The organism is Hymenobacter lapidiphilus (assembly GCF_013377885.1).
Classification (GTDB): domain Bacteria; phylum Bacteroidota; class Bacteroidia; order Cytophagales; family Hymenobacteraceae; genus Hymenobacter; species Hymenobacter lapidiphilus.
In genome coordinates this window covers 30,829-52,194 of sequence record NZ_JABKAU010000014.1, presented here as the reverse complement: position 1 = coordinate 52,194, position 21,366 = coordinate 30,829, and the positions used below count along the sequence as shown (strand labels likewise).

Below are 21,366 nucleotides of genomic sequence, written 5' to 3'. Positions count from 1 at the left end.
CTGGTTGCCAGAACTATTGATAAGTGAACGTAATGGGCAGGTTGTAGCGCACTGGCACAGCGCGGTTGTTCTGGTAGCCGGGTTTCCAGGCGGGCATCTTCCGGATAACCCGGCTGGCTTCCTCATCGGTACCGTAGCCCAAGCCCTTGAGCACTTCCACATCGGTAATGGAGCCGTCGGTGTTCACGGTGAAAGCAATGTACACCCGGCCGCCAACGCCCGCTTTAAGGGCCGGGGTAGGGTAGTGGAGGTTGCGCTGCAGGTATTTGGCCAGCGCTGCCTGGCCGCCGGCAAACTCAGGCATCACCTCTACCGAAACAAAAGGCTTGGTAACGGCCGGAGCCGCCGGGTTAGCTGCCGAGTCGTTGCCCGGTGCGCCAGGACCAGCCGTATCGGCAAAACCACCGGTACCGTCGCGGTTGATGCTGCCCAGCGCCACCGGCCCGTTTATATCTGGCGCAGCTACATCGGGCTGCTGGGGCTTTTGTGGCTGCACATCATCAACTACCGTGGGCGGCAGGTTTTCGCTGAGCTCCGTGCGTAGCGTGATAGTAGCCTGCGAGCTGGGTGGCGGCGTTACCACCGGCGGCTGCGCGATGGTAGGCGGTGGCAGAATATCGATTACCGGTCCGGTTGGTACAATGGGCGGCACCACCACCACCGCCGGCCACAAGTAGCTGATGCCAAGCGGCACGGCAATAAGCAGCGCCGCCAGGGCCACGGCCATTGCTACGGCCCGGAAGAGGTGGCGGCCATAAAGCTGACGTAGCGCGTAGGCCCCGTAGGCTTTATTGCGTCCCTCGAACACGATGTCGTCGAGGGAGGGTAGAGAAATAGGTGCGTTGGTGGTCATGGCGTATAGGAATTAAGTGAACGAAACACGTTAAACTTCCCAAGCCATGCCTACCCTCTGCTACTCCCCATGCGCTGGCTTTCAGATAGTAAACGCCTGCGCTGTTACGGGTAGTATGCGTGCCGACTATATTTTTCGAAACCGATACTTATAGACCCAAACGGGTATAACCGTAAAAGCAAAAACCCCAAACCAGACGAGTGTCGGGTTTGGGGTTTAAGAAATTGGTTGCCGCAAGCGGTCAGCCAGCGTTACTTGATCGAGTAGGTAATCGGCACTGTGTAGTAAACCGATACTGCCCGGCCGTTCTGCTTGCCCGGTGTGAAACGCGGCAGGCTTTTAACAACCCGCATAGCCTCTTCGTCGCAACCGGCACCAATGCCTTTCTGCACCTCTACATTCGAAACAGATCCATCAGGACCTACTACGAACTTAACGAATACGCGGCCTTCTACCTGATTGCGCAGAGCCATGGCCGGGTACTTGGTGTTCTTGGCAATGTATGCCAGTAGCGCTTCTTGTCCGCCGGGGAATACCGGCATCTGCTCTACGTAGGTGTACGGCTTGGTTTCAACTACCGCTTCCACTGCCTTGTCGCCCTCACCGGGCTCCAGCCCTTTCAGGTCGGCAGGGTTGTCGGTGTTGCCCTTAATCGTCACCGCGGCCACTGTTTTCTCCTTCAGCTCTTCCTGGTCCGGAATTTCTTCCTTACGTACCTCCTCGTCCTTCTTTACAACGGGCGGGGTGAACTTAATGGTGGAGAGCTTGGGTGGTGGCGGTGGTGGCGCCTCCGGTGGTGGTGGCGGTGGGGGCGGGGGAATGTTTTTGTCCAGCGGGGGCGCTTCCATCAGCTCGTTTACCTTGAGCATCTTGTCTTCCACTACCACATCGTCCTTCTTCAGCATCCGCGCAACAAGCGGGAAAGCAATCAGAATGGCGACAATGGCTACGGAAATCAAAACAGCCCGGGTTACGTGCTTGCCATACACCCGCCGGATTATGTAAGCCCCGTAGGCCTTATTGCGCCCCTCGAAGACGATATCGTCGAGGGAGGCATTGGCCAACTGCGTGTTGTCCATCATAATCCAGAAGATTTAATCAGTTCGGTATCAGCCTTCGAAATGTCTACCAACGCATACTTTTTCTGGTCGGTGATGTTCATTTCGTCGAGGATATCGACCATGTTTTTGTAGTTCGAGTCGTCAGCCGGCTTGATCAACACCACGAGGTTGGGGTTGGTATGGCGAGAGAGCAACTCTTTCCGGATGCCATCGGCTCCGTAGCTCGATTCCTTCAACTCTGGCTTAACGTCGCCGCTAAGTAGTCCGTCGTAGTAGAAAATCTTGTTATCGGCGCTGAGCAGAACGGTAAAGGCATTGGATGCCTTAATTTCCGATTTCTCCTCTTCGTTCTTGGGCTTCACCGGCATGTTGATTTCCATGACGGTGGGCTTGCTGAACGTGGTCGTCAGCATGAAGAAGGTCAGCAACAGAAAGGCCAGGTCAACCATCGGGGTCATGTCGATTTTGGTCGACATTTTTTTCGCCCGCTTTTTCCCGCCTTTTCCGCCGCCGCCGCCACTTTGTGGGATTTCTGCCATAATTTCTGTGCGGATTATTTACCGGCCACCGGTTTAGTTTCGAGGTCGGTAATGAGATTGAACCGGTTAATGTTCTTCTCCTGCATCAGTTTGATGACTTTCTTTACCGTCGGTACATCGGCCTGTCCGTCGCCCTTAATGGCGATGTAAGGGGCCGTGTTGAACTGCTTCTGGCTAAGCGAGCGGGCCGCAATTACCCACTCAATCAGCTGGTTGTTCAGCGAGTCGGCCGGGATACCGTCTTGGTTAACCTCCTTCCGCTGTTCAGGATCGAGGCTCAGCAAGGCAGGCAGCTTTTCGATGGGCGTGCCAAAGCTGGCACCGGCCCCACGGAAAGCTTTCGACTGAGCCGCTGTAAAGCTGATACCGTACTTAGCACCCATCTGCTTGAGCAACTCTTCCTTGATTTCGTCGTCGCTGACGCCAAAGAAGATACGCTTATCCTTGTCGATGGCTACGGTGAGCACATGCGAATCGGGCAGCCGGATTTCAGAAGTAGAGGAAGGCGTGTCCACCACCACGGCCTCTTCCGGGGCAAACTTGGTGGTGAGCATGAAGAAAGTCACCAGCAGGAAGGCCAGATCCACCATCGGCGTCATATCGAGCGACGGGGATGTTCTGTGAGGCTTTACTTTAGGCATTGCTGGAGTTATTAAACGCGTGATTCAGAAACGAACAACTCGCGGTTTTAGTGCACAAAGGCGCTAAAACTAAACGGTGGTCGTGTTAACCGGGGCCGAGTGGTCGGTAGCGCCGTGCTGGGCCGAGAAGGTCTGAATGATGCTGAAGCCAGCCTCGTCGATGCTGTAAGTCAGCTCGTCAATTTTGCTGGTGAAGAAGTTGTAGGCAACGATAGCCAGGGCCGAACCGGTAATACCGAGGGCCGTGTTGATGAGAGCTTCCGAGATACCGTTGGCGAGGCCTACTGCATCGGGAGCACCACCCTGGGCCAGAGCCGAGAAGGCCTTGATCATACCCAGTACCGTACCAATCAGACCTACCAGCGTGGCGATAGAAGCCAGGGTCGAGATGATAACGAGGTTTTTCTCCAGCATGGGCAGTTCCAGAGCCGTCGATTCCTCGATTTCCTTCTGGATAGCCAGTACTTTCTGGTCTTTCTCGAGGTAACGGTCACGCGACATCTCCTGGTATTTCACCAGGCCAGCGCGTACTACGTTGGCTACCGAGCCTTTCTGCTGGTCGCAGGTAGCAATGGCACCGGTGATGTCGTTTACGTTCAGCTTCTGACGGATGGTGCGTACGAACGATTCGATGCTCTTCGAACCTTTGGCACGGCTCAGCGTCAGGGCCCGCTCAATCGAGAAGATGATTACCAACAGGAACATGGTCATCAGTACCGGTACTACCGGACCACCCTTGTACACTACACCGAAGTAGTCACCTGGAATAGGGTTGTTGGCGTTGTCGCCGCCCTGGAAGTGGCTGCCGTTACCGAAAATGAAGATGTAGACCAGCACGCTTACGATGAATGCCGCGATGATGGCAATGATGGCAAATGCGGACGAGCCACTGCCTTTCGAGTCGCCTTTTGGCGTAGCGGCAGCGGCAGGCCGGGCCGCGGGCTTATTCATAGCATTCTTTTGTTCCATTGGTCCGGAGAATTAGGGGTTGTTGGTGAAAGGTTGAGGTGCTTGTTGAAAAATGGTAAAAAAAGTGGGTGGACTGCCTGCCGCCCGACCCATTTAGTTGGTTATAGTTACTGGCCATTTAGAAAGAAACAGACAATGACTTTGGCAGCGAAATGGGTGAGAAAGCTAAGTTAGCCTTGGCAAACCTACTTAAAAAAGCTGACTGCTACCAAAAGAAAATCGTGTTTAAACGCGCTAAACCGACATAATCCGCAAAAAAAAGCGGTTTGTCCTAAAAAATTAGACGCTTTGACGGCCTGTCAAACGCTTCGCTTCTTCCCAATACACGTCCATCTGCGCCAGTGTTAGGTCGGTTAACTGATGACCTTGGCGGGCCGATTGCGTTTCAAGATACTGAAAACGCTGAATGAATTTTCGGTTGGTTCGTTCCAGCGCTTCTTCCGGATTAATGCCGGCATGACGGGCAAAGTTGATGAGCGAGAACAGCAGGTCGCCGAATTCGGCGGCGGCCCGTTCGGTGCGCGCAACGTCGGCGGGGGCGGTAGCGTCGGCGGGGGTATCGGCAAACTCCTCCCCAAACTCGGCCAGCTCCTCCTGCACTTTCTGCCACACCTGTTCGGGCTGCTCCCAGTCGAAACCCGCGCCGCGGGCTTTTTCCTGGATGCGCATAGCCTTAATGAGGGCCGGCAGAGAAGCGGGTACGCCGCCCAGCACCGAAGTGTTGCCTTTCTCGCGCAATTTCAGTTGCTCCCAGTTCCTTTTTACTTCTTCCTCGGTTTCGGCCTGCACATCGCCGTAGATGTGGGGGTGGCGGAAGATGAGCTTTTCGCACTGGGCATTGAGCACGTCGGCAACATCGAAAGCACCCTGCTCGCTGGCAATTTTGGCGTAGAACAGTAAGTGCAGCATCACGTCGCCGAGTTCCTTTTTCAGGTCGGGTAGATCGTGGCGGATGATGGCGTCGCTGAGCTCGTAAGTTTCCTCAATAGTGAGGTGGCGCAGGCTTTCGAGGGTTTGTTTTCGGTCCCAGGGGCACTCGGCGCGCAGGCGGTCGAGCACGTCGAGCAGGCGGCCAAAAGCGGCCAACTGTTCAGTTCGGCGGTTGGGGGTGGCGTTTTGCATCAGGCCAAATATACAAAGCGGGTGGTCATTGGGCCGAAGCAGCCGGGCAGTAATGCATGCTGCTTCAACCGAAGAGGTAGCCGCTTACGTAGGGAAAGCAGCGGCGGCTGGTTACTTTTGCGGCCGCTTACGGGCCATTTTGCCCCTTCTACCTTCAGCAGCACTTTCCGTGGCTCTTATCAAATCTATTTCCGGCATACGGGGTACTATCGGCGGCGCGGCCGGCGAGGGCCTTACGCCCATCGACGTTGTGAAATACGCGGCGGCCTTCGGCACCTGGGTGCTCCAGCAGACGCAGAACAATACCATCGTTATCGGCCGCGACGCCCGCCTTTCGGGCGATATGGTGAGCCGACTGGTGGCCGCTACGCTGCAGGGGCTGGGCATCCATGTTATCGATCTGGGCCTGAGTACTACGCCCACCGTTGAGATGGCCGTGCCCGCCAAAAAGGCTGGCGGCGGCATTATTCTCACGGCCTCGCACAACCCCAAGCAGTGGAACGCGCTGAAGCTGCTCAACGACAAAGGCGAGTTTATTTCGGAAGCCGACGGTCAGCAGGTGCTGGCGTTGGGCGACGCGGAGGCCTTCGACTTTGCGCCCGTTACCAAGCTGGGCACTTACGCAACCGACGACACGTTTCTGCAAACCCACATCGACGCCATTCTGGCTCTGCCGCTGGTCGATAAAGCTGCCATTCAGGCCAGAAACTTCCGGGTAGTAGTAGATGCAGTAAACTCCTGCGGGGGCTTTGCCGTGCCGATGCTACTGGAGCAGCTGGGGGTAACAACCATTGAAAAGCTGTTCTGCGAGCCTACCGGCGACTTTGCCCACAACCCCGAGCCGCTGCCCGAAAACCTGCGCGACATTGCCCGCCTAATGGAAAAAGGCTCGTTTGACCTGGGCATTGTGGTGGACCCCGATGTAGACCGGCTGGCGCTGGTGAATGAAGACGGCAGCATGTTCGGCGAGGAATACACACTGGTAGCGGTGGCCGATTACGTGCTGGGCCAGCTGGGTGGCGGCAACACTGTGAGCAACCTGAGCAGCACCCGCGCCCTGCGCGATGTAACCCAGAAGCACGGTGGCCAGTACGCGGCTTCGGCCGTGGGCGAAGTGAACGTGGTGAACAAAATGAAAGAGACCCAGGCCGTTATCGGTGGCGAGGGCAACGGTGGCATCATCTACCCCGAGCTACACTATGGCCGCGATTCGCTGGTAGGCATTGCGCTGTTTCTGAGCCACCTGGCGAAGTTCGGGTTGCCCATGACCCGCCTGCGGGCCTCATACCCAAACTACTTCATCTCGAAGAACAAGATTGAGCTGACCCCCGAAATCAATACCGATCAGGTGCTGACCCAGATGGAGCAGCGCTACGCCGGCCAGCCAGTAAATACCATTGATGGCGTGAAAATCGAGTTCGATAAGGAGTGGGTGCACCTGCGCAAATCGAACACCGAGCCGATCATCCGCATCTATGCTGAGTCGGAGTCCAACGCCACGGCCGACCATCTGGCCAACAAAATAATTGGCGACATCAAGGAAATAATTAGCCGCTAGCCTGCTGCTTAGCGGCGTGGCCAGACTAAAACCGGCCGGCACCAACCCAATAGGGCTGGGTACCGGCTGGTTTTTTGTGCCCGGTTGCCAAGGGTTTTGGATGGCCCGGTGGGTCGGGCTGTTCGGTAGCCGCCGCGAATCCGCTATTTTTGCGGGTGACTTCGGCTGCCCGGTCTGTCCGGCTGGTTTTTACTGCCTTTATGTTTTGCTCATGAACGTGTATTTCGATAACGCCGCTACTACCCCGCTGGACCCCGAAGTGCTGGACGCCATGCTGCCGTTTCTGCAGAATCACTACGGCAACCCCAGCAGCATCCACGGTCCCGGCCGGCAGGTGCGCGCCGCCATCGAAAACGCCCGCAAAACGGTTGCGCACCTGATCAATGCCTCCCCGGCTGAAATTATCTTTACCTCGGGCGGCACCGAGGCCGACAACTACGCCGCCTTCGGCACAGTGCGCCCGTTGGGGTTGAAGCACGGCATCACCTCGAAAATGGAGCACCATGCGGTGCTGCACACCATGCAGACGCTGGAAAAAAGCGGCGAGATACAGCTGAGCTACCTGCGCCACGATACAAGCGGCCGCTTCGACCTGGCCCATCTGGAAGAGCTGTTGGCTGCCAACCCGCGCACGTTCGTGAGTTTGATGCACGCCAACAACGAAATTGGCAACCTCAACGATTTGGCTGCCATCGGCGAAATATGTGCCCGTCACCAAGCCATATTTCACACCGACACGGTGCAGACGATGGGCCACTACCGGCACGATGTGCAGCAGCTGCCGGTGAATTTCCTGGTGGGTTCGGCCCACAAGTTCCACGGTCCAAAAGGCGTAGGCTTCCTGTACCGCCGCGCGGGCCAGGCCGTGGACGCGCTGATTCAGGGCGGCTCGCAGGAGCGTAACCAGCGCGCCGGCACCGAAAACGTGTACGGCATCGTGGGCCTGGCCAAAGCGCTGGAAATAGCCTACCGCGACATGGCCGACCATCAGCGCCACATCCAGGGCCTCAAAGACCGGTTTATTGCCAAGCTTCGGGCCGAAATAGATGGGGTAGAGTTCAACGGAACCTCAGCCGAAGCCGACCAGAGCCTGTACACGGTGCTGAGCGTGAGCCTGCCACCTTCCGAGTTCAACGAGATGCTGCTCTTCAACCTCGATATCAACCGGGTGGCCGTGTCGGGTGGATCGGCGTGTACCAGCGGGGCCAACGCCGGCTCCCATGTGCTCAGCGCCCTGGGCTGCGACCCAGCCCGCGGTACTATCCGCTTCTCCATGAGCAAATACAACACCGAGGAGGAAGTGGACTACGCCGTGGAGCAGCTGGCCAGGATGTACCGCAAAAGTGAGGTAGTCAGCTAGCAAAGCGTTTCGCTGTGCAATAGTTCGGCTGACGCACGGCGCACTCCACCAACTCAGTACTGCCCCTGCGCGCCGCCGCCGCCGCTTTGGCCGCCCCCAAACTGCAGGCCGGGTTCAGGAGCTTGCGGGGCGTGGGCGGTCTGGGCAACTACGAGGGCTTCGAGGTTGAGGCCGGGCCGCTCACCGGCGTCGTTGTTGGGGGCGGCGGTGAGGCCGTGGCGGGGCGTGCGCAGGTAGCGCAGGGCGGCGGCCATCAGGCCGATGAGAAAGGCTCCGAGCAGGGCGCCGGCCACGGCCGGTGGCAGCACCGAGTGGTAGAAACGTAAGGTATAGCCCGAAAACGCCAGCGTCGCCAGCCCCGTGAGCAGCCAGATGCGGCTGGGGCGACGCAGGCCCTGGTAAAGGTAGAACAGCGGAATAAGGGCCGTGAGCAGGTAAAAGACGGGCGCAAATGGAATCGGTTCAGAAACCAGCAGCCCCCCGATGGCCGCGTTGCCCTCGCGCACGACGAGGTAGTTGCCGCCCAGGTAAAAAGTAGCCAGCGCCAGCACTTCGAGCGCAACGAAACAGGTGCGGTAATACCAGTAGTCGGTGCGGGCGGCCAGGTAGCGCACCAGCCGATACAGCCCGGCCGCCAGCGCCATTACGGCAAAGGGCAGCACCAGCCGGCCGGCCGTGAGTTGCAGCAGCGCATTGGCCAGCAGCAGCAGCGCCACCACATAGGCCAGGGCTGCCACCAGCGCGTCGCCGAAACGGGCGGTGGCCCACAGTAGCAGGGCCAGCACCAGCACCAGCCACAGGGCCAGATAGGGCGAAGTCAGCGTAAATAAATCGGTGCTGGCTGGAAACAGCATCAGCACAAAGCAGTACAGCGCGGTGCCCGCAAAGCTCAGGCTGAGGTAGAGCAATGCTTGATCGGAGCCGGCCCGGTAGGTGCGTGACAATTTGATGATGCCATACAGCACAAATTGTCCGGCCAAAGCGGCCAGCAGGGCTACCACCCCAATCTTGGCCTGTTCTCTCCACGGCACAACTGAATCGAATAGGTCGTAGGCAAACAAAGCAACGAACCCCCCGGCGGCCAGATAGCCCAGCGTCGTCAGCAGAAACAGCAGAATCCGCAGGTAGATGTTGGGCCGGTAGAAGTCGAGCGGATACGCTTCGCGAATGGCCTGCAGCTGCGGTAGTGGTAGCAGGCCCCGGCGGTGCCAGCTTTGGGCGGCCGTGCGCAGGGCCTCGTTGCGGGCCCAGACTGGGTTATAGGCCTTGTTCATGGGCAGCGGTGCCGGCTAGGCGTTTGAGGTGCGTGAGAAACCAGACGGCGGCTACTGTGGAACCGATGAAGTAATAGAGGCCCAGCGCAAGGACTATATTCAGGCCCGTGGCTGAGAGCAACTGTGCCAGCCCGTAAGTAAGCGCCACGTAGCCATAAGTGGCCCCCAGCAGCAGAAACAAGTGCGAGTGCACCCGTCGGCCATACCAAAAAAGCCCCGCACTCACGGCCAGAATCAGTATTACCAGTAGGGCCAGCGGCTGCAGTACTTCGGTGAACATGGCGGCCGTAGCCGTGCCCAGCAGCAGGTTGCCGCCCAGCAACAGGTAGGTGTAGGCGAAATGGACCTTGCGGTGACGGGTTTCGCTTAGCCAGCCGCCCAGCAGCAGCAGCGCCCCCACCGCTATGGCTGCCCGGCTTACCGAACCAGTCAGAAATTCGTTTTTAAACACGGCCAGCGGCTCCACGCTCAGGCCCACCCAAGCCGCCAAAGCAGTAATGGCCATCGAAAGCACGCCGCGGTGGTCGAAGCGGTAGGCGAGGTAGAAAAACAGCCCGGCCGGCAGTGCCAGCGCCAGGCCGTAGCGGGTGCCAAACAGCGCATACTGGGCCTGCAGATAGCCTTCGAGCACCAGAAACAACAGGCAGCCGAGCAGCAGCAGATAGTCGGCCAGCAGGCTGGAGCCAGCCACCAGGCCCCAACTGAATGGCGGGCGGTGGCGGGCGGCGTAGGCGAAACAGGCTGCCGTTAGCAGCGCCACCACGGCCACTACCACGCCGTGTCCTAGCTCATCGAGGTGCTCGTAGATAAGCACGCCCAGCCCGCCGCTGAGCAGCGTAATGCCCAGGTAAAGCAGCGTGCGGATTTCGTAGTGCAGCGAGAAAGGCCGGGTCCGCTCGTCGGTTTCGATAGCAGCGGCCTGTTCGGGCGTCAGCCGGCCCCGGTCGCGGAGTTCGGCTATAAAAGGGGCAGCACGCATGGGGCAGAAGCAAGTAAAAAGCTGAATATAGCGTTCTTGCGCCGGCTCGTTGCGGCTGGCTGTTGCTCCGGCCGAATCATAATCGGCTCCGACAGCGTAAGGCTAGCGCACGACTTATCTCTTCCCCTATGGCCGACATCAATATTCAACGCAAGAAAAATACGCCCAGCCCCTGGCTGCTGCTGCTGGTAGTGCTGGCCGTAGTGGGCTTAGGCGCCTGGTTTCTGTTCAAAGCCGAAATAAACGCTACCCGCAGTACACCGCCACCACCCCCGCCGCCGCCCGCCGAAACCCCGCTCGTGCCGGCCGATACGCTCGTCGGGGCCGAAACCGGCCCCCGGCCTGCTACCGATGTGGACGCCGATATGGCGGCTACCGCCCCGGTAACGCCCGATGTGCTGGCAGCTTTCGTGGCCGGCGACGCGGCCCGGCCCGGCTACGGCCGCGAGGCCCTGCGCCTGCTCTCCTCGTCGTTGGTGGGACTAGTGGACCGCGACGACCTGCGCACACCCGAAATCCAGACCCGCCGCGACGACCTGACCAGCGCCACCGCCCGCCTCGACGAGCCTGCCGCCCGCCTGCGCCCCGGGCTGGTGGCCGCTTCCAACCTGATGCAGGCCATTCAGCAGCAGGGCTACCCTGAGTTGCAGGATGAAGCCCAGCGCCTCAACGCCCAAGCCACCGACCTGAGCGGCCAGACCGCCACAACCGAGGAGCAGCAGGCGCTACGTAGCTATTTCGAGCGGGCCACCAAGCTGCTGCGGGCCTTCAATGCCCCGCCCGCGAGCCGCTAGGTTTCGCCGGTTTTCCTCTTCCCGATTTCAATCCTGCTTTCTTCCATGGAAACCCCTTCCGACCCTATTCCTTCGTCCCAGGGCCTGCACCTGCGCCGCCTGCGCGACCTAACCGAGTTTGAAGTAGCCGACGACAACCCCGATGTGCGCGGCTGGGCCGTGCGCGGGGCCGACGGCCGCCAGTTCGGCCAGGTGTTCGAGCTGATTGTGGACGTGGACGCGCTGAAAGTGCGCTACCTCGACCTGCAGCTCGACGATAGCCTGGGCCTCGATGCCCGCGACAATCACATCCTGCTACCCATCGGGGTGGCCGCCCTCGATGAAGAGGCCGACAACGTGTTCGTGCCTTCGCTCACCTACGATTCGGTGGTGCAATACCCACCCTACACCGAAATCCAGATAACCCGCGAGTACGAGCAGGCCATGCTCCGCGCCCTCAACCCGGGCCTGCCCGCCGCCTCTACCGAACCCGACTTCTACAACCAGCCCAGCTACGACGCCGCCACGTTCTACCAGCGCCGCCGGCTGAAGTAGGAGGGAATGAATCAACGCAGAACGTCATTCAGCGTGCAGCGAAGAATCTCGCCTGCCACAGTATTTCCTCATATAAGGATTGCCGTGGCAGGCGAGATTCTTCGCTGCGCGCTGAATGACGTTTTACTTATCCGAAAACCGACCTTAATTCCGCCGGATCATGCTGGCTACGGCTTCTACCCACATGGGCTCGGAGTTGAGGCTGGGCACAAGCTGCCAGTGCTTGCCGCCGGCTTCCTCAAACAGCTCCTTGAATTCATCACCTACTTCGATGGTAGTTTCGAGGCAATCGGCCACGAAGGCGGGGGAGAAGGCCAGCACGTTGTTGATGCCCTTGGCGGGGTACTCCTTAATTACTTCGTCGGTGTAAGGTTGCAGCCACGGGTCGCGGAGGCGGCTTTGCAGGCGGCTCTGGAAGGTAACGGTATACTGGTCGTCGCGCAGGCCTAGGCCCTGGGCCAGCAGGCGCGAGGTGGCGTAGCACTGCGCCCGGTAGCAGTAGCGGTTGTTTTTGTTGTAGCTGGCGCAGCAAGTGCCCAGCTTACAGTAGTTATTGTGGCTGCCCTTGAGGATGTGCCGCTCTGGTATGCCGTGGTAGCTGAACACAAAGTGGTCGTAGTCATGCCCCTCCATTTCGGCGCGGCCCCGCGCCACGAGGCAGGTAATGAAGTCGGGGTCGTCGGCAAAGCTGCTGATGAAGCTGATGCTCGGTACTATCCACCAGTCTTTTACGATGTCCATTACCTTCTCCTGCACCGAGCCGGTGCTGGCCGAGGCATACTGCGGAAACAGCGGCAGTACGATAATCCGGCTCACGGCCGCGTCGCGCAACTCTAGCAAGGCACTTTCGACGCTCGGGTTCTGGTAGCGCATCCCGAAAGCCACCAGGTAGTCGGAACCCAACTGCTCCTGTACCTTTTTCTGCAAATCGAGGCCGTGGTAGAGTAGGGGCGAGCCGCGCTCAGTCCAGAGCTGCTGGTAGATTTTAGCCGATTTGGGCGCCCGTAGCGGTACCACCAGCCCCCGGAACAGCGGGTAACGGATGGCAGCCGGCATATCCACCACGCGGCCATCGGTCAGGAATTCGTTGAGGTAGCGACGCACGTCGGGCGTCTTAGGCGAGTCGGGCGTACCGAGGTTGACGAGCAGCACGCCAATGCGGCCTTGGTTGGAAGCAGACATTTGATTGAGCTGATAGCTATTAGCTGTTAGCTGCTAGCTTTTTTAGATAAAGCTGCCAGCCCCACGAACTAGCAACTGTTGATTTGCTATGTAACCGCAAAGTTGGCCGGTTATCTTTAATGAGAGGGCAAAAAAGCGAAGAGCTAACAGCCAATAGTTAACGGTTCAGAAAACTCGTACCTTTGCACCCCAAATTTCAGTTACTGAAATGACTACCGAACCTACCCCGCACCGTGCTGGCTTTGTGAGCATTATCGGCAAGCCCAACGTGGGCAAGTCCACGCTCATGAACGCCCTGATGGGCGAGCGGCTGAGCATTGTAACCAGCAAAGCCCAGACCACGCGCCACCGCATTCTGGGCATCCTCAACGGCGACGACTTCCAGCTCGTGTATTCCGATACGCCGGGCATCATTCAACCCAAGTACGAGCTGCACAACGCCATGATGTCGTTTGTGTACTCTTCTTTGGAAGATGCCGATGTAGTGCTGTTCGTAACCGATATCTACGAGAAGCACGATGAGGAGCCGGTAGTGGCGCGCCTGCGCAAAATGGTGAATACGCCTATTTTGCTACTGGTGAACAAGATAGACCAGGCCGACCAGGAGGAGGTAGAGGCAAAGGTGGAATACTGGCGCGAACACCTGCCCAACGCTGCTCGGGTACTACCAATTTCGGCCCTCGAAAAGTTTGGTACCGGCGAGCTGCTCGATCTGGTGCTGGCCTACCTGCCCATACACCCACCTTACTACCCCAAAGACGAGCTAACCGACAAACCCGAGCGGTTTTTCGCGGCCGAGATGATTCGGGAAAAAATCTTCAAGCTCTACAAGAAAGAGGTGCCCTACAGCTGCGAAGTAGGCATCGAGGAGTTCAAAGAAGACGAAACCATCATCCGTATCCGGGCCGTGATTTACGTGGAGCGCAACTCCCAGAAAGGCATCATCATCGGCCAGCAGGGCGCGGCCCTCAAAAAGGTAGGTACCTGGGCCCGCGAGGAAATGGAGAAGTTCTTCCAGAAGAAAGTCTTCCTCGAAACCTATGTTAAGGTCGATGAAAACTGGCGCACCGATCCCAAAGCCCTGAACCGCTTTGGGTACAGCCAATAAGGAGAAAAGAACGTCATGCTGAGCGGAGCCGAAGCATCTCTACCGCAACGGTAACCAATTGCTATGGCAACGAAGCGGTAAAGATGCTTCGACTCCGCTCAGCATGACGTTCCAACAAAAAATATCAACACAACCGACCACTCAACAACTCACTTAACTACTCCGGGCACTGCCGAACTTGGTCGGGCCGGCGGCTGGAGTCAGACATATGAAGAACACCATTGCCATTGTCGGGCGCCCCAATGTGGGCAAATCGACCCTTTTTAACCGCCTTGTCGGTCAGCGCAAAGCCATCATGGACGACGAGAGCGGCGTAACCCGCGACCGGCACTACGGCTACGGCGACTGGATCGGGAAGTACTACACCGTAATTGACACCGGTGGCTACGTGCACAACTCCGACGACATCTTCGAGGGCGAAATCAACAAGCAGGTAAAGCTGGCTATTGACGAAGCCGACGTGGTGCTGTTTATGGTAGATACCATTGCCGGCGTACACAGCCTCGACGAGGAGTTTGCCAGCGTACTGCGCCGCTACCAGGGCAAAAAGCCCATCTACATCGTCGCCAACAAAGCCGACACCAACAACCGCATCCACGCGGCCGGCGAGTTCTACGCCCTGGGCGTGGGCGACGGCGAAATCTACCCCATCTCCTCAGCTAGCGGCTCGGGCACCGGCGACTTGCTCGATGCCGTGGTTAGCCACTTCGAAGACGAAGGCGTGGAGGAGCCCGATCTGGGCATTCCGAAAATTGCCATCGTGGGCCGGCCCAACGTGGGTAAATCGTCGTTCGTGAACCTGCTGCTGGGCACCGACCGCAGCATCGTAACGGATATTGCCGGCACCACCCGCGACTCCATTCAGGCCCGCTACAACGCCTTCGGCAACGAGTTCATGCTGGTGGACACGGCCGGTCTGCGCCGTAAAACCAAAGTGCACGAAGACGTAGAGTTTTACTCGGTGCTCCGTTCGCTGCGGGCCCTGGAAGAAGCCGACGTATGCGTGGTGATGCTGGATGCCACCCGTGGCATCGAGTCGCAGGACGTGAACATCATCGGCCTGGCCGACAAGAACCGCAAGGGCATCGTGATTCTGGTGAACAAGTGGGACCTGATCGAAAACAAGGAAACCAACACGGCCAAGGAGTTCGAGGCAAAAATCATGGAGAAGATTGCGCCTATCGCGTATCCACCCGTCATTTTCACCTCCGTACTCACCAAGCAGCGCGTGCACAAGGCCATCGAAACGGCGGTGGAAGTGTACAACAACAAGCGGCGCAAAATCCCGACTTCGGAGCTGAACGAGGTGATGCTGAAGGAGATTGAGAAGTACCCGCCGCCCATTCAGAAGGGTAAGCTGGTACGCATCAAGTACGTTACCCAGCTGCCGACGCACAACCCGGTATTCGCCTTCTTCTGTAACCTGCCTCAGTACGTGAAGGAGAGCTACTCGCGCTACCTCGAAAACCGCATGCGCGAGCATTTCGACTTCACCGGCGTACCTATCGGTATCGTATTCCGTAAAAAATAAACAGTCCTATCGACAGTTTATCAATAGGTTAGATCAACAGCTGAAAAAAGAATGGTTTTTTTTCAAACCTGCGGGTTACCTGTCGGCAGTTCGGGTATAAAGACCCAAATCAGCCAGGATTTCCGGGCTGGTTTGTTCAAATCGACTTTTCAAATTCCAACAACCCCCCATCATGAAAAAAGTACTGTTCCTCGCCCTGGCTGCTATTTCGTTCTCGTTCGCTTCGTGCGACAGCAAGACTGAAGATGCAGTAGAAAACTCGGCTGACAACGTAGAAGAGGCCGGCGAAATGAAGGCTGACGCTATGGAAGAGAAGGCTGACATGGTACGTGACTCGGCTGATGCTAAGGCTGATGCTATGGAGAACTCGGCTGATGCCATGGACGCTCCTGCTACCGTTCCTGCCCAGTAATTACGGCAACATCCTTCACCGGATGTAAAAAAGAGGCCTTCCGCTTGCGGAAGGCCTCTTTTTTTGCTGGTAGCATATGGGCGGGCCTTGTTCCCGCTCGCCATTCATCTTGTTGAGCGGTACCGTTAAGGCGGTGCGAAAGGCGGGCGGGGACAAGCCCCGTTCCTTCGCAAATACCTTCAGCCCAGCCGGCGTTGTAGCAGGCCGTCTACTATTTCAAACAGCTTATTGGGCGGGTAGGTGCGCCAAGGTAACTCGTCGAGCTGGCCACCGAAGTTGAGGTAGGAGTCGATATTGTACTGGCGCATTTCGCGGCTCACGTGCTCCTGGAAGTTCACGGCCGCAATCCAGCCATCCTCCACGTCCTCAAACCACTCCTCGTAGTAATCATCCTCTGAGCCGTGGAAGTTGAACACGTTTTCGCCGATGAGGATGAATTTGCGGATGCCTTCGTGCGTCATCAGGTCGATGATGTTGCGCTTGAGCTCCATGATATCGTTTTCGATGGCATCGTTCCACTCCCCAATGAATTCGATAACGGCCGCGCCCAGCTCGTAATCCACGAACAGAATCTTCAGAAACAGCGTCTCCGACCCCATGCTGTCCCACTGCGGATGGATGTAGTAGCCGTAAATGGTATTGACGTAGGAATCGAGGCTGTTCTCGGCTTCATGCAACGGAGAAAGCGGGTCCTCGGAGGCCGAGTATTGATCTACCCAAGCGTAGTGCGGCTCAATAGTATGCATGAGAGAAAGGCGAAAGGAGAAAATGCCGCACCTGCAGAAAGCCACGGTTGCCGGTTCCTGCTAACTCCGAAAAAAGCCCGCTGGTTTCCTACCGCTCCTGATTGTAGGTCACACTTAAGCTGTTTAAAAAGTCAAAAGGACGTCATGCTGAGCTTGTCGAAGCATCTCTACCGTTTCGTTACAGTCGCTCAGCGAAGCGGTAGAGATGCTTCGACAAGCTCAGCATGACGTTCTGATTGATTCCAGGTACTTCCTAAACAGCTTCACTATCAACTCAGCTGCTCAGAAAAAAAGCCAACAGCTATCAGCTAACCCCCCAATAGCTTAGTGTCCGCTGTATGCCGCCAGCGCGGCCCGCACTGAGCCGTGCAGTTCCAGCAACTCGGCGGCCTTGGATTGCTCCAGGCCCAGCTCGTCCATCAGCATCCGTTCGCCGCGGTCTATCAGCTTGGCGTTACTGAGTTGCATGTCCACCATTTTGTTGCCCTTCACGCGGCCCAGCCGGATAAAGGTGGCGGTAGTAAGCATATTGAGGGCCAGCTTCTGGCCGGTACCAGCCTTGAGGCGGGTGCTGCCGGTCACGAACTCGGAGCCGGTCACCACTTCCACCGGAAACTCGGCCGCCGCCGCTACTGCCGAATTGGCGTTGCACACAATGCAGCCCGTGGCCAGCCCATGCTGCCGGGCCTGCTCCAGCCCGCCAATCACGTAGGGCGTGCGGCCCGAGGCGGCAATGCCCACCACGATATCCTTATCGGTAATGTCGTGGGCCTGCAAATCCTGCCAGGCCTGTTGGGCGTCATCCTCGGCATTTTCCACCGCCTTGCGGATGGCTGTGTCGCCGCCCGCAATGATGCCGATAACTACGCCGTGGGGCACGCCGAAGGTCGGTGGGCATTCCGAAGCATCGAGCACCCCAAGCCGTCCACTGGTGCCCGCCCCGATGTAGAACAACCGGCCGCCTGCGCCCAGCCGCGCCACGGTGGCTTCTACCAACGCCTCCAGCTGTGGTAGCGCCCGGGCCACGGCTTGCGGCACGGTTTGGTCGAGCTGGTTCATGCCGGCCAGCAGCGCGGCGGTGGGTAGCGTTTCGAGGTTGTTGTATTCGGAGGCGCTTTCAGTAGTCATCGGGGAGAGATAAGGGAGAATAAGCAATACTGCACAAACGGCACGAAGTTGCCTTTACGCGCCATCAACTGGTTTATGCCAACCGGCCAATCACCGGAAACCGGTCGAATACAGTGGGTAGGTGAGGGGCCTGGGCCATTTCGGGCGTCAGGTCTTGGCCAGCCCAGTGTTCGTAGTGGTTGCCGCGCTTCCACAGGCGCGACCGGCTTACGTCGTAAATCAGCCCCCGGAAGGCCACCCATATTTCGTCGCGGTCCTGCCCGTTGCGCAGGGCTAGTTGCCCGCGCGTATAAAAGGGCTGTTCCGCTACCGGCCGCCCATCGCCCGTAATCTGCTCAAAATCGGCTTCTGGGCTATCCATGTTTAGTTTTTTCTGTTGATTTCCGACTTCGGCTTACCCCAGTAGGGCCTGCGTGAGAATCCAGCGGTGGGGCACGTCGCCCTGGGCGGCGCGCAGGTAGTCTTGGTAACTGCAGGGTACAATGCGACGGGCGTTGCCAGTCAGGTTCACCACTTCCATCCACCAGCGGTCCGTCTGGCGCGACTTATAAAACACAATACGGTCAGGGCCATCCTCTTCCTCCTCATCGGTGGGCCCGCCGGGGTGCGACTGCGTGTAGCGAACCGGGCCGTGCAGACCCGCGGCGTAACGCAGGAAAGTGGGTCCGCGGAAGTCGATTTCGCGACGACGGTAATAGAAGCCTTCCACAAAATACCACAGCATAGTGGCCTGCACCATGGCGGCCAGCCCGTGCGGGTCGTGGTCGGGGCGGTAGCCGTAGAGGCCGAAGGAGGTGAGCTGGTCGTTGCAGCCGGCGTACCAGGCCAGCTTGGCCGCTTCCTCGTTGGTGAGGCCGAACGGGTTGGCCGGCTGGTAGCCCGGCGCGTCCTGCCAGCGTACGGCGGCCACATCGAAGCTCACGAAGTCGGCTTGGCGCAGCAGTGGCTCGGCCTGTCTGATGTCGTCGCGAATCTGGCCTACGCGCAGGGTTTCAAAGTGCAGCTTTTCGAGGGCCGCCAGCACGTCGGGAGCCACCAGATACTGCTGGTGGGCCAGCTGCGAGAAGTTGAACAGGAAGCTGGGCGCGTGGAGCAACATGCGGCGCAGGTGCGTGTCTTCGGGCGCCGCCCCGCTGCCATCGGGCTCGGCCATATCCACGCGGGCATCCACAGTAGCGAAGCTGATGGCCCGCTCCAGGGTTTCGTAGGCCAGAAACTGCCCGTAGTCGAGGTCGTGGGAGCCGCCCAGCAGGATTGCCACGGTGCCCTGTTCAAGCAAAGCAGCAATAATCTCGCGCAGGCGCTGGTAAGTGTCTTCCAGGGTAAGGCCGGGGCGCAAGTTGCCCAAATCGGCGAGGCGGCAGGGGCTGCTGCTTTTCTGAAGCTGGTAGAGCTGGCCGCGCACGGCGTTGGCCCCATGGCCGGCCGGTTCGCCGGCTACACTGCCGCGCCACTCGTCCAGGCCAATCAGGGCCAGGTCGGCGGCGCGCCAATCGGGGAAAGTGCCGCCGGTAAAAGCCGAGATGGCCCCAGCCAGCACGGTAGCCGGAGCACCGGCCGGAACAAGTTCTTCAGGCAGCGGATCGAAAAAGATAGCCAGATTCATCGGGCGCGGAAGGGGCGTTGGACAAAGCTACGCAAAAGCCTGCCACGCGGCCGGTGGTTTTTAGGGCCGTATGACTGAGGTTTACAGAAAAAAGCAGTTATTTAAGGTGCCTTATACCCTGGTCGGGACCAATGCGCTGCCGCTTTGCGCCTGTCTTTATCTCCTCCACTCCCATCCTCGCATAGTTTGTTGCCCATGGAAATCCGCCGCACGTTCGATATTCTGCCCCTACTGCAGCAGAAGTACAATAAAGCCGACTGCCTGGCTGCCAAAATAGACGGCCGTTACCAGCCCATGAGCACCGACGAAGTAGTGCGGCAGGTGAACGAGGCCAGTTTGGGCCTGCGCGCGCTCGGCATCGGCAAAGACGACAAGGTGGCCCTGATTTCGTTGAACCGGCCTGAGTGGATGATTGCCGACTTCGCCATTGCCCAACTTGGGGCCGTGAGTGTACCCATGTACCCCACCATCACTACCGAAGACTACAAGTTCATTTTCGCAGATGCCGGGGTGAAAGCCGTGCTGGTATCCGACCAGAAGCTGCTCGAGAAGGTAACTGAGGCCATTGAGAGCCTCGATATTCCGACCGAAAACGTGTTCAGCTTCGATAAGCTCGACGGGGCCCGCTACTTCGGCGAGCTGCTGGATATGGGAAAGAAAGGCAACCTGGCCGATCTGGAGCCGCTTAAAGCCGCCGTGCAGCCCGACGATCTGCTCACGCTCATCTACACTTCGGGTACCACCGGCAAACCCAAGGGAGTGATGCTCACGCATAACAACCTGCTCAGCAACTGCCGCAATGCCCAGCGGTTTGTGCCGGTTACCAAAGACGATAAGGCCCTGAGCTTCCTGCCGCTCTGCCACATCTTCGAGCGCATGGTTACCCACCTCTACCTCATCAACGGCGTAAGCATTTACTACGCCGAGAGTATGGAAACCATTGCCGACAACCTGCGCGAGGTGCAGCCCGAAATCTTCACCACCGTGCCGCGCCTGCTCGAAAAAGTGTACGACAAGATCGTGGCTAAGGGCCACGCGCTGGAAGGCGTGAAGAAAAACATGTTCTTCTGGGCGCTCAACCTGGGTCTCAAATACGACAACCAGCAAGACCACGGCTTCCTGTACAACACCCAGCTGAAGCTTGCTAATAAGCTTATTTTCAATAAGTGGCGCGAGGCGCTGGGGGGCAAGCTCCGCTGCATCGTGAGTGGGGGCGGGGCCCTGCAGCCCCGGTTGGCCCGAGTGTTCTGGTCGGCTGGCATTCCGGTAATGGAAGGCTACGGCCTCACCGAAACCTCGCCCGTAATTGCCGTGGGCGGCTACGACCCCGAAAACAACATGATTGGCACCGTAGGTCCAATCATCGATAACACCGAAGTGAAAATTGCCGCCGACGGCGAAATTCTGACCAAGTCGGAATCGGTGATGAAGGGCTACTACAACCAGCCCGAGCTCACGGCCAAGGAATTCGATGCCGACGGCTGGTTCCATACCGGCGACATCGGCGAGATGGTGGACGGTAAGTTCCTCAAAATCACCGACCGCAAGAAGGAGATGTTTAAGACCTCGGGCGGTAAATACATTGCCCCGCAGGTGCTGGAAGGCAAGATGAAAGAGTCGCCGCTCATCGAGCAGTGCATGGTGGTCGGCGACGGGCAGAAGTTCGCTTCGGCCCTCGTTGTGCCGTCCTTCGACGACCTGAAAGGCTGGTGCAAGCGCAACAACGTGCCTTGCGACGGCTCGCCGGGCGAGCTGGTGAAGAACGAGAAGGTGGTGAAGATGTACGAAGACCTCGTGCACAAGTACAACGAAAGCTTCGCCAAGTGGGAGCAGGTGAAGAAAATCGTGCTCCTGCCCGAGCACTGGACCGTGGAGTCGGGCGAGATGACGCCCACCATGAAAGTGAAGCGTAAGGCCATTACTGCCAACAATAAGGACATTATTGAGGGCATGTACCAATAGGCTGCTT

At 58.4% G+C, this 21,366-nt stretch carries 21 protein-coding genes; 8 read left to right on the top strand and 13 right to left on the bottom strand.

Annotated elements, in window-relative coordinates; translation table 11 throughout:
• Nucleotides 1-13: 13 nt before the first annotated feature.
• The 6 genes from HW554_RS09515 to mazG all read right to left on the bottom strand — a co-directional run bounded on the left by HW554_RS09515 (nucleotide 14) and on the right by mazG (nucleotide 5,185).
• A complete protein-coding gene (locus tag HW554_RS09515; protein WP_176908351.1) occupies nucleotides 14-853 on the bottom strand; it encodes an energy transducer TonB in 840 nt (279 codons plus the stop codon).
• Between the two features lie 251 nt (nucleotides 854-1,104).
• Nucleotides 1,105-1,935 (bottom strand): energy transducer TonB, encoded by an 831-nt coding sequence (locus HW554_RS09510; RefSeq protein WP_246285176.1) that lies wholly within the window; start codon nucleotides 1,933-1,935, stop codon nucleotides 1,105-1,107.
• Nucleotides 1,932-2,390 carry an ExbD/TolR family protein gene (locus tag HW554_RS09505; RefSeq protein WP_317170861.1) on the bottom strand — a complete coding sequence of 153 codons (459 nt, stop codon included), beginning with the start codon at nucleotides 2,388-2,390 and terminating at the stop codon, nucleotides 1,932-1,934. The genes HW554_RS09510 and HW554_RS09505 overlap by 4 nt, the downstream gene beginning before the upstream one ends.
• Nucleotides 2,391-2,467: 77 nt before the next feature.
• Nucleotides 2,468-3,094 carry an ExbD/TolR family protein gene (locus HW554_RS09500; protein ID WP_176908349.1) on the bottom strand — a complete coding sequence of 209 codons (627 nt, stop codon included), beginning with the start codon at nucleotides 3,092-3,094 and terminating at the stop codon, nucleotides 2,468-2,470.
• Nucleotides 3,095-3,163: 69 nt separating this feature from the next.
• Nucleotides 3,164-4,045, bottom strand: a complete 882-nt coding sequence (locus tag HW554_RS09495) for a MotA/TolQ/ExbB proton channel family protein (protein WP_176908348.1) — start codon at nucleotides 4,043-4,045, stop codon at nucleotides 3,164-3,166.
• Between the two features lie 297 nt (nucleotides 4,046-4,342).
• Entirely contained in the window at nucleotides 4,343-5,185 is an 843-nt protein-coding gene (gene mazG / locus HW554_RS09490) for a nucleoside triphosphate pyrophosphohydrolase (protein WP_176908347.1), read from the bottom strand.
• 169 nt (nucleotides 5,186-5,354) lie between these two features.
• Here mazG and glmM point away from each other — a divergent pair, with 169 nt between their 5' ends.
• Entirely contained in the window at nucleotides 5,355-6,743 is a 1,389-nt protein-coding gene (glmM, locus tag HW554_RS09485) for a phosphoglucosamine mutase (protein WP_176908346.1), read from the top strand.
• A gap of 211 nt (nucleotides 6,744-6,954) precedes the next feature.
• Entirely contained in the window at nucleotides 6,955-8,103 is a 1,149-nt protein-coding gene (locus tag HW554_RS09480) for a cysteine desulfurase family protein (protein ID WP_176908345.1), read from the top strand.
• A 53-nt stretch (nucleotides 8,104-8,156) separates the two neighbouring features.
• Here HW554_RS09480 and HW554_RS09475 read toward each other — a convergent pair whose 3' ends face one another.
• Nucleotides 8,157-9,377 (bottom strand): hypothetical protein, encoded by a 1,221-nt coding sequence (locus HW554_RS09475; protein ID WP_176908344.1) that lies wholly within the window; start codon nucleotides 9,375-9,377, stop codon nucleotides 8,157-8,159.
• Nucleotides 9,361-10,356, bottom strand: a complete 996-nt coding sequence (locus tag HW554_RS09470) for a DUF2157 domain-containing protein (RefSeq protein ID WP_176908343.1) — start codon at nucleotides 10,354-10,356, stop codon at nucleotides 9,361-9,363. Before HW554_RS09470 ends, HW554_RS09475 begins: the two co-directional genes overlap by 17 nt.
• Before the next feature lie 128 nt (nucleotides 10,357-10,484).
• Between HW554_RS09470 and HW554_RS09465 the strand changes: the two genes are divergently transcribed.
• Nucleotides 10,485-11,150, top strand: a complete 666-nt coding sequence (locus HW554_RS09465; protein WP_176908342.1) for a hypothetical protein — start codon at nucleotides 10,485-10,487, stop codon at nucleotides 11,148-11,150.
• Nucleotides 11,151-11,195: 45 nt separating this feature from the next.
• Entirely contained in the window at nucleotides 11,196-11,684 is a 489-nt protein-coding gene (locus tag HW554_RS09460) for a PRC-barrel domain-containing protein (RefSeq protein WP_176908341.1), read from the top strand.
• A gap of 144 nt (nucleotides 11,685-11,828) precedes the next feature.
• On the opposite strand, the gene hemH is transcribed toward HW554_RS09460, so the two are convergent.
• Nucleotides 11,829-12,866 (bottom strand): ferrochelatase, encoded by a 1,038-nt coding sequence (gene hemH, locus HW554_RS09455; RefSeq protein ID WP_176908340.1) that lies wholly within the window; start codon nucleotides 12,864-12,866, stop codon nucleotides 11,829-11,831.
• A 208-nt stretch (nucleotides 12,867-13,074) separates the two neighbouring features.
• Here hemH and era point away from each other — a divergent pair, with 208 nt between their 5' ends.
• The 3 genes from era (at nucleotide 13,075) to HW554_RS09440 (ending at nucleotide 15,917) form a co-directional block, all read left to right on the top strand.
• Nucleotides 13,075-13,974 carry a GTPase Era gene (gene era, locus HW554_RS09450; protein WP_176908339.1) on the top strand — a complete coding sequence of 300 codons (900 nt, stop codon included), beginning with the start codon at nucleotides 13,075-13,077 and terminating at the stop codon, nucleotides 13,972-13,974.
• A 208-nt stretch (nucleotides 13,975-14,182) separates the two neighbouring features.
• Nucleotides 14,183-15,505, top strand: a complete 1,323-nt coding sequence (gene der / locus HW554_RS09445; protein WP_176899544.1) for a ribosome biogenesis GTPase Der — start codon at nucleotides 14,183-14,185, stop codon at nucleotides 15,503-15,505.
• A gap of 172 nt (nucleotides 15,506-15,677) precedes the next feature.
• Nucleotides 15,678-15,917: a hypothetical protein gene (locus HW554_RS09440; protein ID WP_176908338.1), complete on the top strand. Its 240-nt coding sequence runs from the start codon at nucleotides 15,678-15,680 to the stop codon at nucleotides 15,915-15,917.
• Between the two features lie 179 nt (nucleotides 15,918-16,096).
• Here HW554_RS09440 and HW554_RS09435 read toward each other — a convergent pair whose 3' ends face one another.
• From HW554_RS09435 to HW554_RS09420, 4 genes are all read right to left on the bottom strand, one after another.
• Nucleotides 16,097-16,663, bottom strand: coding sequence for a hypothetical protein (locus HW554_RS09435; RefSeq protein WP_176908337.1), 567 nt, complete (start codon nucleotides 16,661-16,663; stop codon nucleotides 16,097-16,099).
• 324 nt (nucleotides 16,664-16,987) lie between these two features.
• On the bottom strand, nucleotides 16,988-17,791 hold the full coding sequence (murQ, locus tag HW554_RS09430; RefSeq protein WP_176908336.1) for an N-acetylmuramic acid 6-phosphate etherase: 804 nt from the start codon (nucleotides 17,789-17,791) through the stop codon (nucleotides 16,988-16,990).
• Nucleotides 17,792-17,864: 73 nt separating this feature from the next.
• A complete protein-coding gene (locus HW554_RS09425) occupies nucleotides 17,865-18,152 on the bottom strand; it encodes a cytochrome b5 domain-containing protein (RefSeq protein WP_246285174.1) in 288 nt (95 codons plus the stop codon).
• Nucleotides 18,153-18,185: 33 nt separating this feature from the next.
• Entirely contained in the window at nucleotides 18,186-19,397 is a 1,212-nt protein-coding gene (locus tag HW554_RS09420; RefSeq protein WP_176908335.1) for a formimidoylglutamase, read from the bottom strand.
• A gap of 195 nt (nucleotides 19,398-19,592) precedes the next feature.
• On the opposite strand from HW554_RS09420, the gene HW554_RS09415 reads away from it, so the two are divergent.
• Nucleotides 19,593-21,359, top strand: coding sequence for an AMP-dependent synthetase/ligase (locus HW554_RS09415; RefSeq protein WP_176908334.1), 1,767 nt, complete (start codon nucleotides 19,593-19,595; stop codon nucleotides 21,357-21,359).
• Nucleotides 21,360-21,366: the final 7 nt, after the last annotated feature.

Bases quoted from the DNA above. Each gene is read 5' to 3' on its own strand.
- HW554_RS09515 (WP_176908351.1), bottom strand. From the start codon at position 853: ATGACCACCAACGCACCTATTTCTCTACCCTCCCTCGACGACATCGTG.
- HW554_RS09510 (WP_246285176.1), bottom strand. From the start codon at position 1,935: ATGATGGACAACACGCAGTTGGCCAATGCCTCCCTCGACGATATCGTC.
- HW554_RS09505 (WP_317170861.1), bottom strand. From the start codon at position 2,390: ATGTCGACCAAAATCGACATGACCCCGATGGTTGACCTGGCCTTTCTG.
- HW554_RS09500 (WP_176908349.1), bottom strand. From the start codon at position 3,094: ATGCCTAAAGTAAAGCCTCACAGAACATCCCCGTCGCTCGATATGACG.
- HW554_RS09495 (WP_176908348.1), bottom strand. From the start codon at position 4,045: ATGAATAAGCCCGCGGCCCGGCCTGCCGCTGCCGCTACGCCAAAAGGC.
- mazG (WP_176908347.1), bottom strand. From the start codon at position 5,185: ATGCAAAACGCCACCCCCAACCGCCGAACTGAACAGTTGGCCGCTTTT.
- HW554_RS09480 (WP_176908345.1), top strand. From the start codon at position 6,955: ATGAACGTGTATTTCGATAACGCCGCTACTACCCCGCTGGACCCCGAA.
- HW554_RS09475 (WP_176908344.1), bottom strand. From the start codon at position 9,377: ATGAACAAGGCCTATAACCCAGTCTGGGCCCGCAACGAGGCCCTGCGC.
- HW554_RS09470 (WP_176908343.1), bottom strand. From the start codon at position 10,356: ATGCGTGCTGCCCCTTTTATAGCCGAACTCCGCGACCGGGGCCGGCTG.
- HW554_RS09465 (WP_176908342.1), top strand. From the start codon at position 10,485: ATGGCCGACATCAATATTCAACGCAAGAAAAATACGCCCAGCCCCTGG.
- HW554_RS09460 (WP_176908341.1), top strand. From the start codon at position 11,196: ATGGAAACCCCTTCCGACCCTATTCCTTCGTCCCAGGGCCTGCACCTG.
- hemH (WP_176908340.1), bottom strand. From the start codon at position 12,866: ATGTCTGCTTCCAACCAAGGCCGCATTGGCGTGCTGCTCGTCAACCTC.
- era (WP_176908339.1), top strand. From the start codon at position 13,075: ATGACTACCGAACCTACCCCGCACCGTGCTGGCTTTGTGAGCATTATC.
- der (WP_176899544.1), top strand. From the start codon at position 14,183: ATGAAGAACACCATTGCCATTGTCGGGCGCCCCAATGTGGGCAAATCG.
- HW554_RS09440 (WP_176908338.1), top strand. From the start codon at position 15,678: ATGAAAAAAGTACTGTTCCTCGCCCTGGCTGCTATTTCGTTCTCGTTC.
- HW554_RS09435 (WP_176908337.1), bottom strand. From the start codon at position 16,663: ATGCATACTATTGAGCCGCACTACGCTTGGGTAGATCAATACTCGGCC.
- murQ (WP_176908336.1), bottom strand. From the start codon at position 17,791: ATGACTACTGAAAGCGCCTCCGAATACAACAACCTCGAAACGCTACCC.
- HW554_RS09425 (WP_246285174.1), bottom strand. From the start codon at position 18,152: ATGGATAGCCCAGAAGCCGATTTTGAGCAGATTACGGGCGATGGGCGG.
- HW554_RS09420 (WP_176908335.1), bottom strand. From the start codon at position 19,397: ATGAATCTGGCTATCTTTTTCGATCCGCTGCCTGAAGAACTTGTTCCG.
- HW554_RS09415 (WP_176908334.1), top strand. From the start codon at position 19,593: ATGGAAATCCGCCGCACGTTCGATATTCTGCCCCTACTGCAGCAGAAG.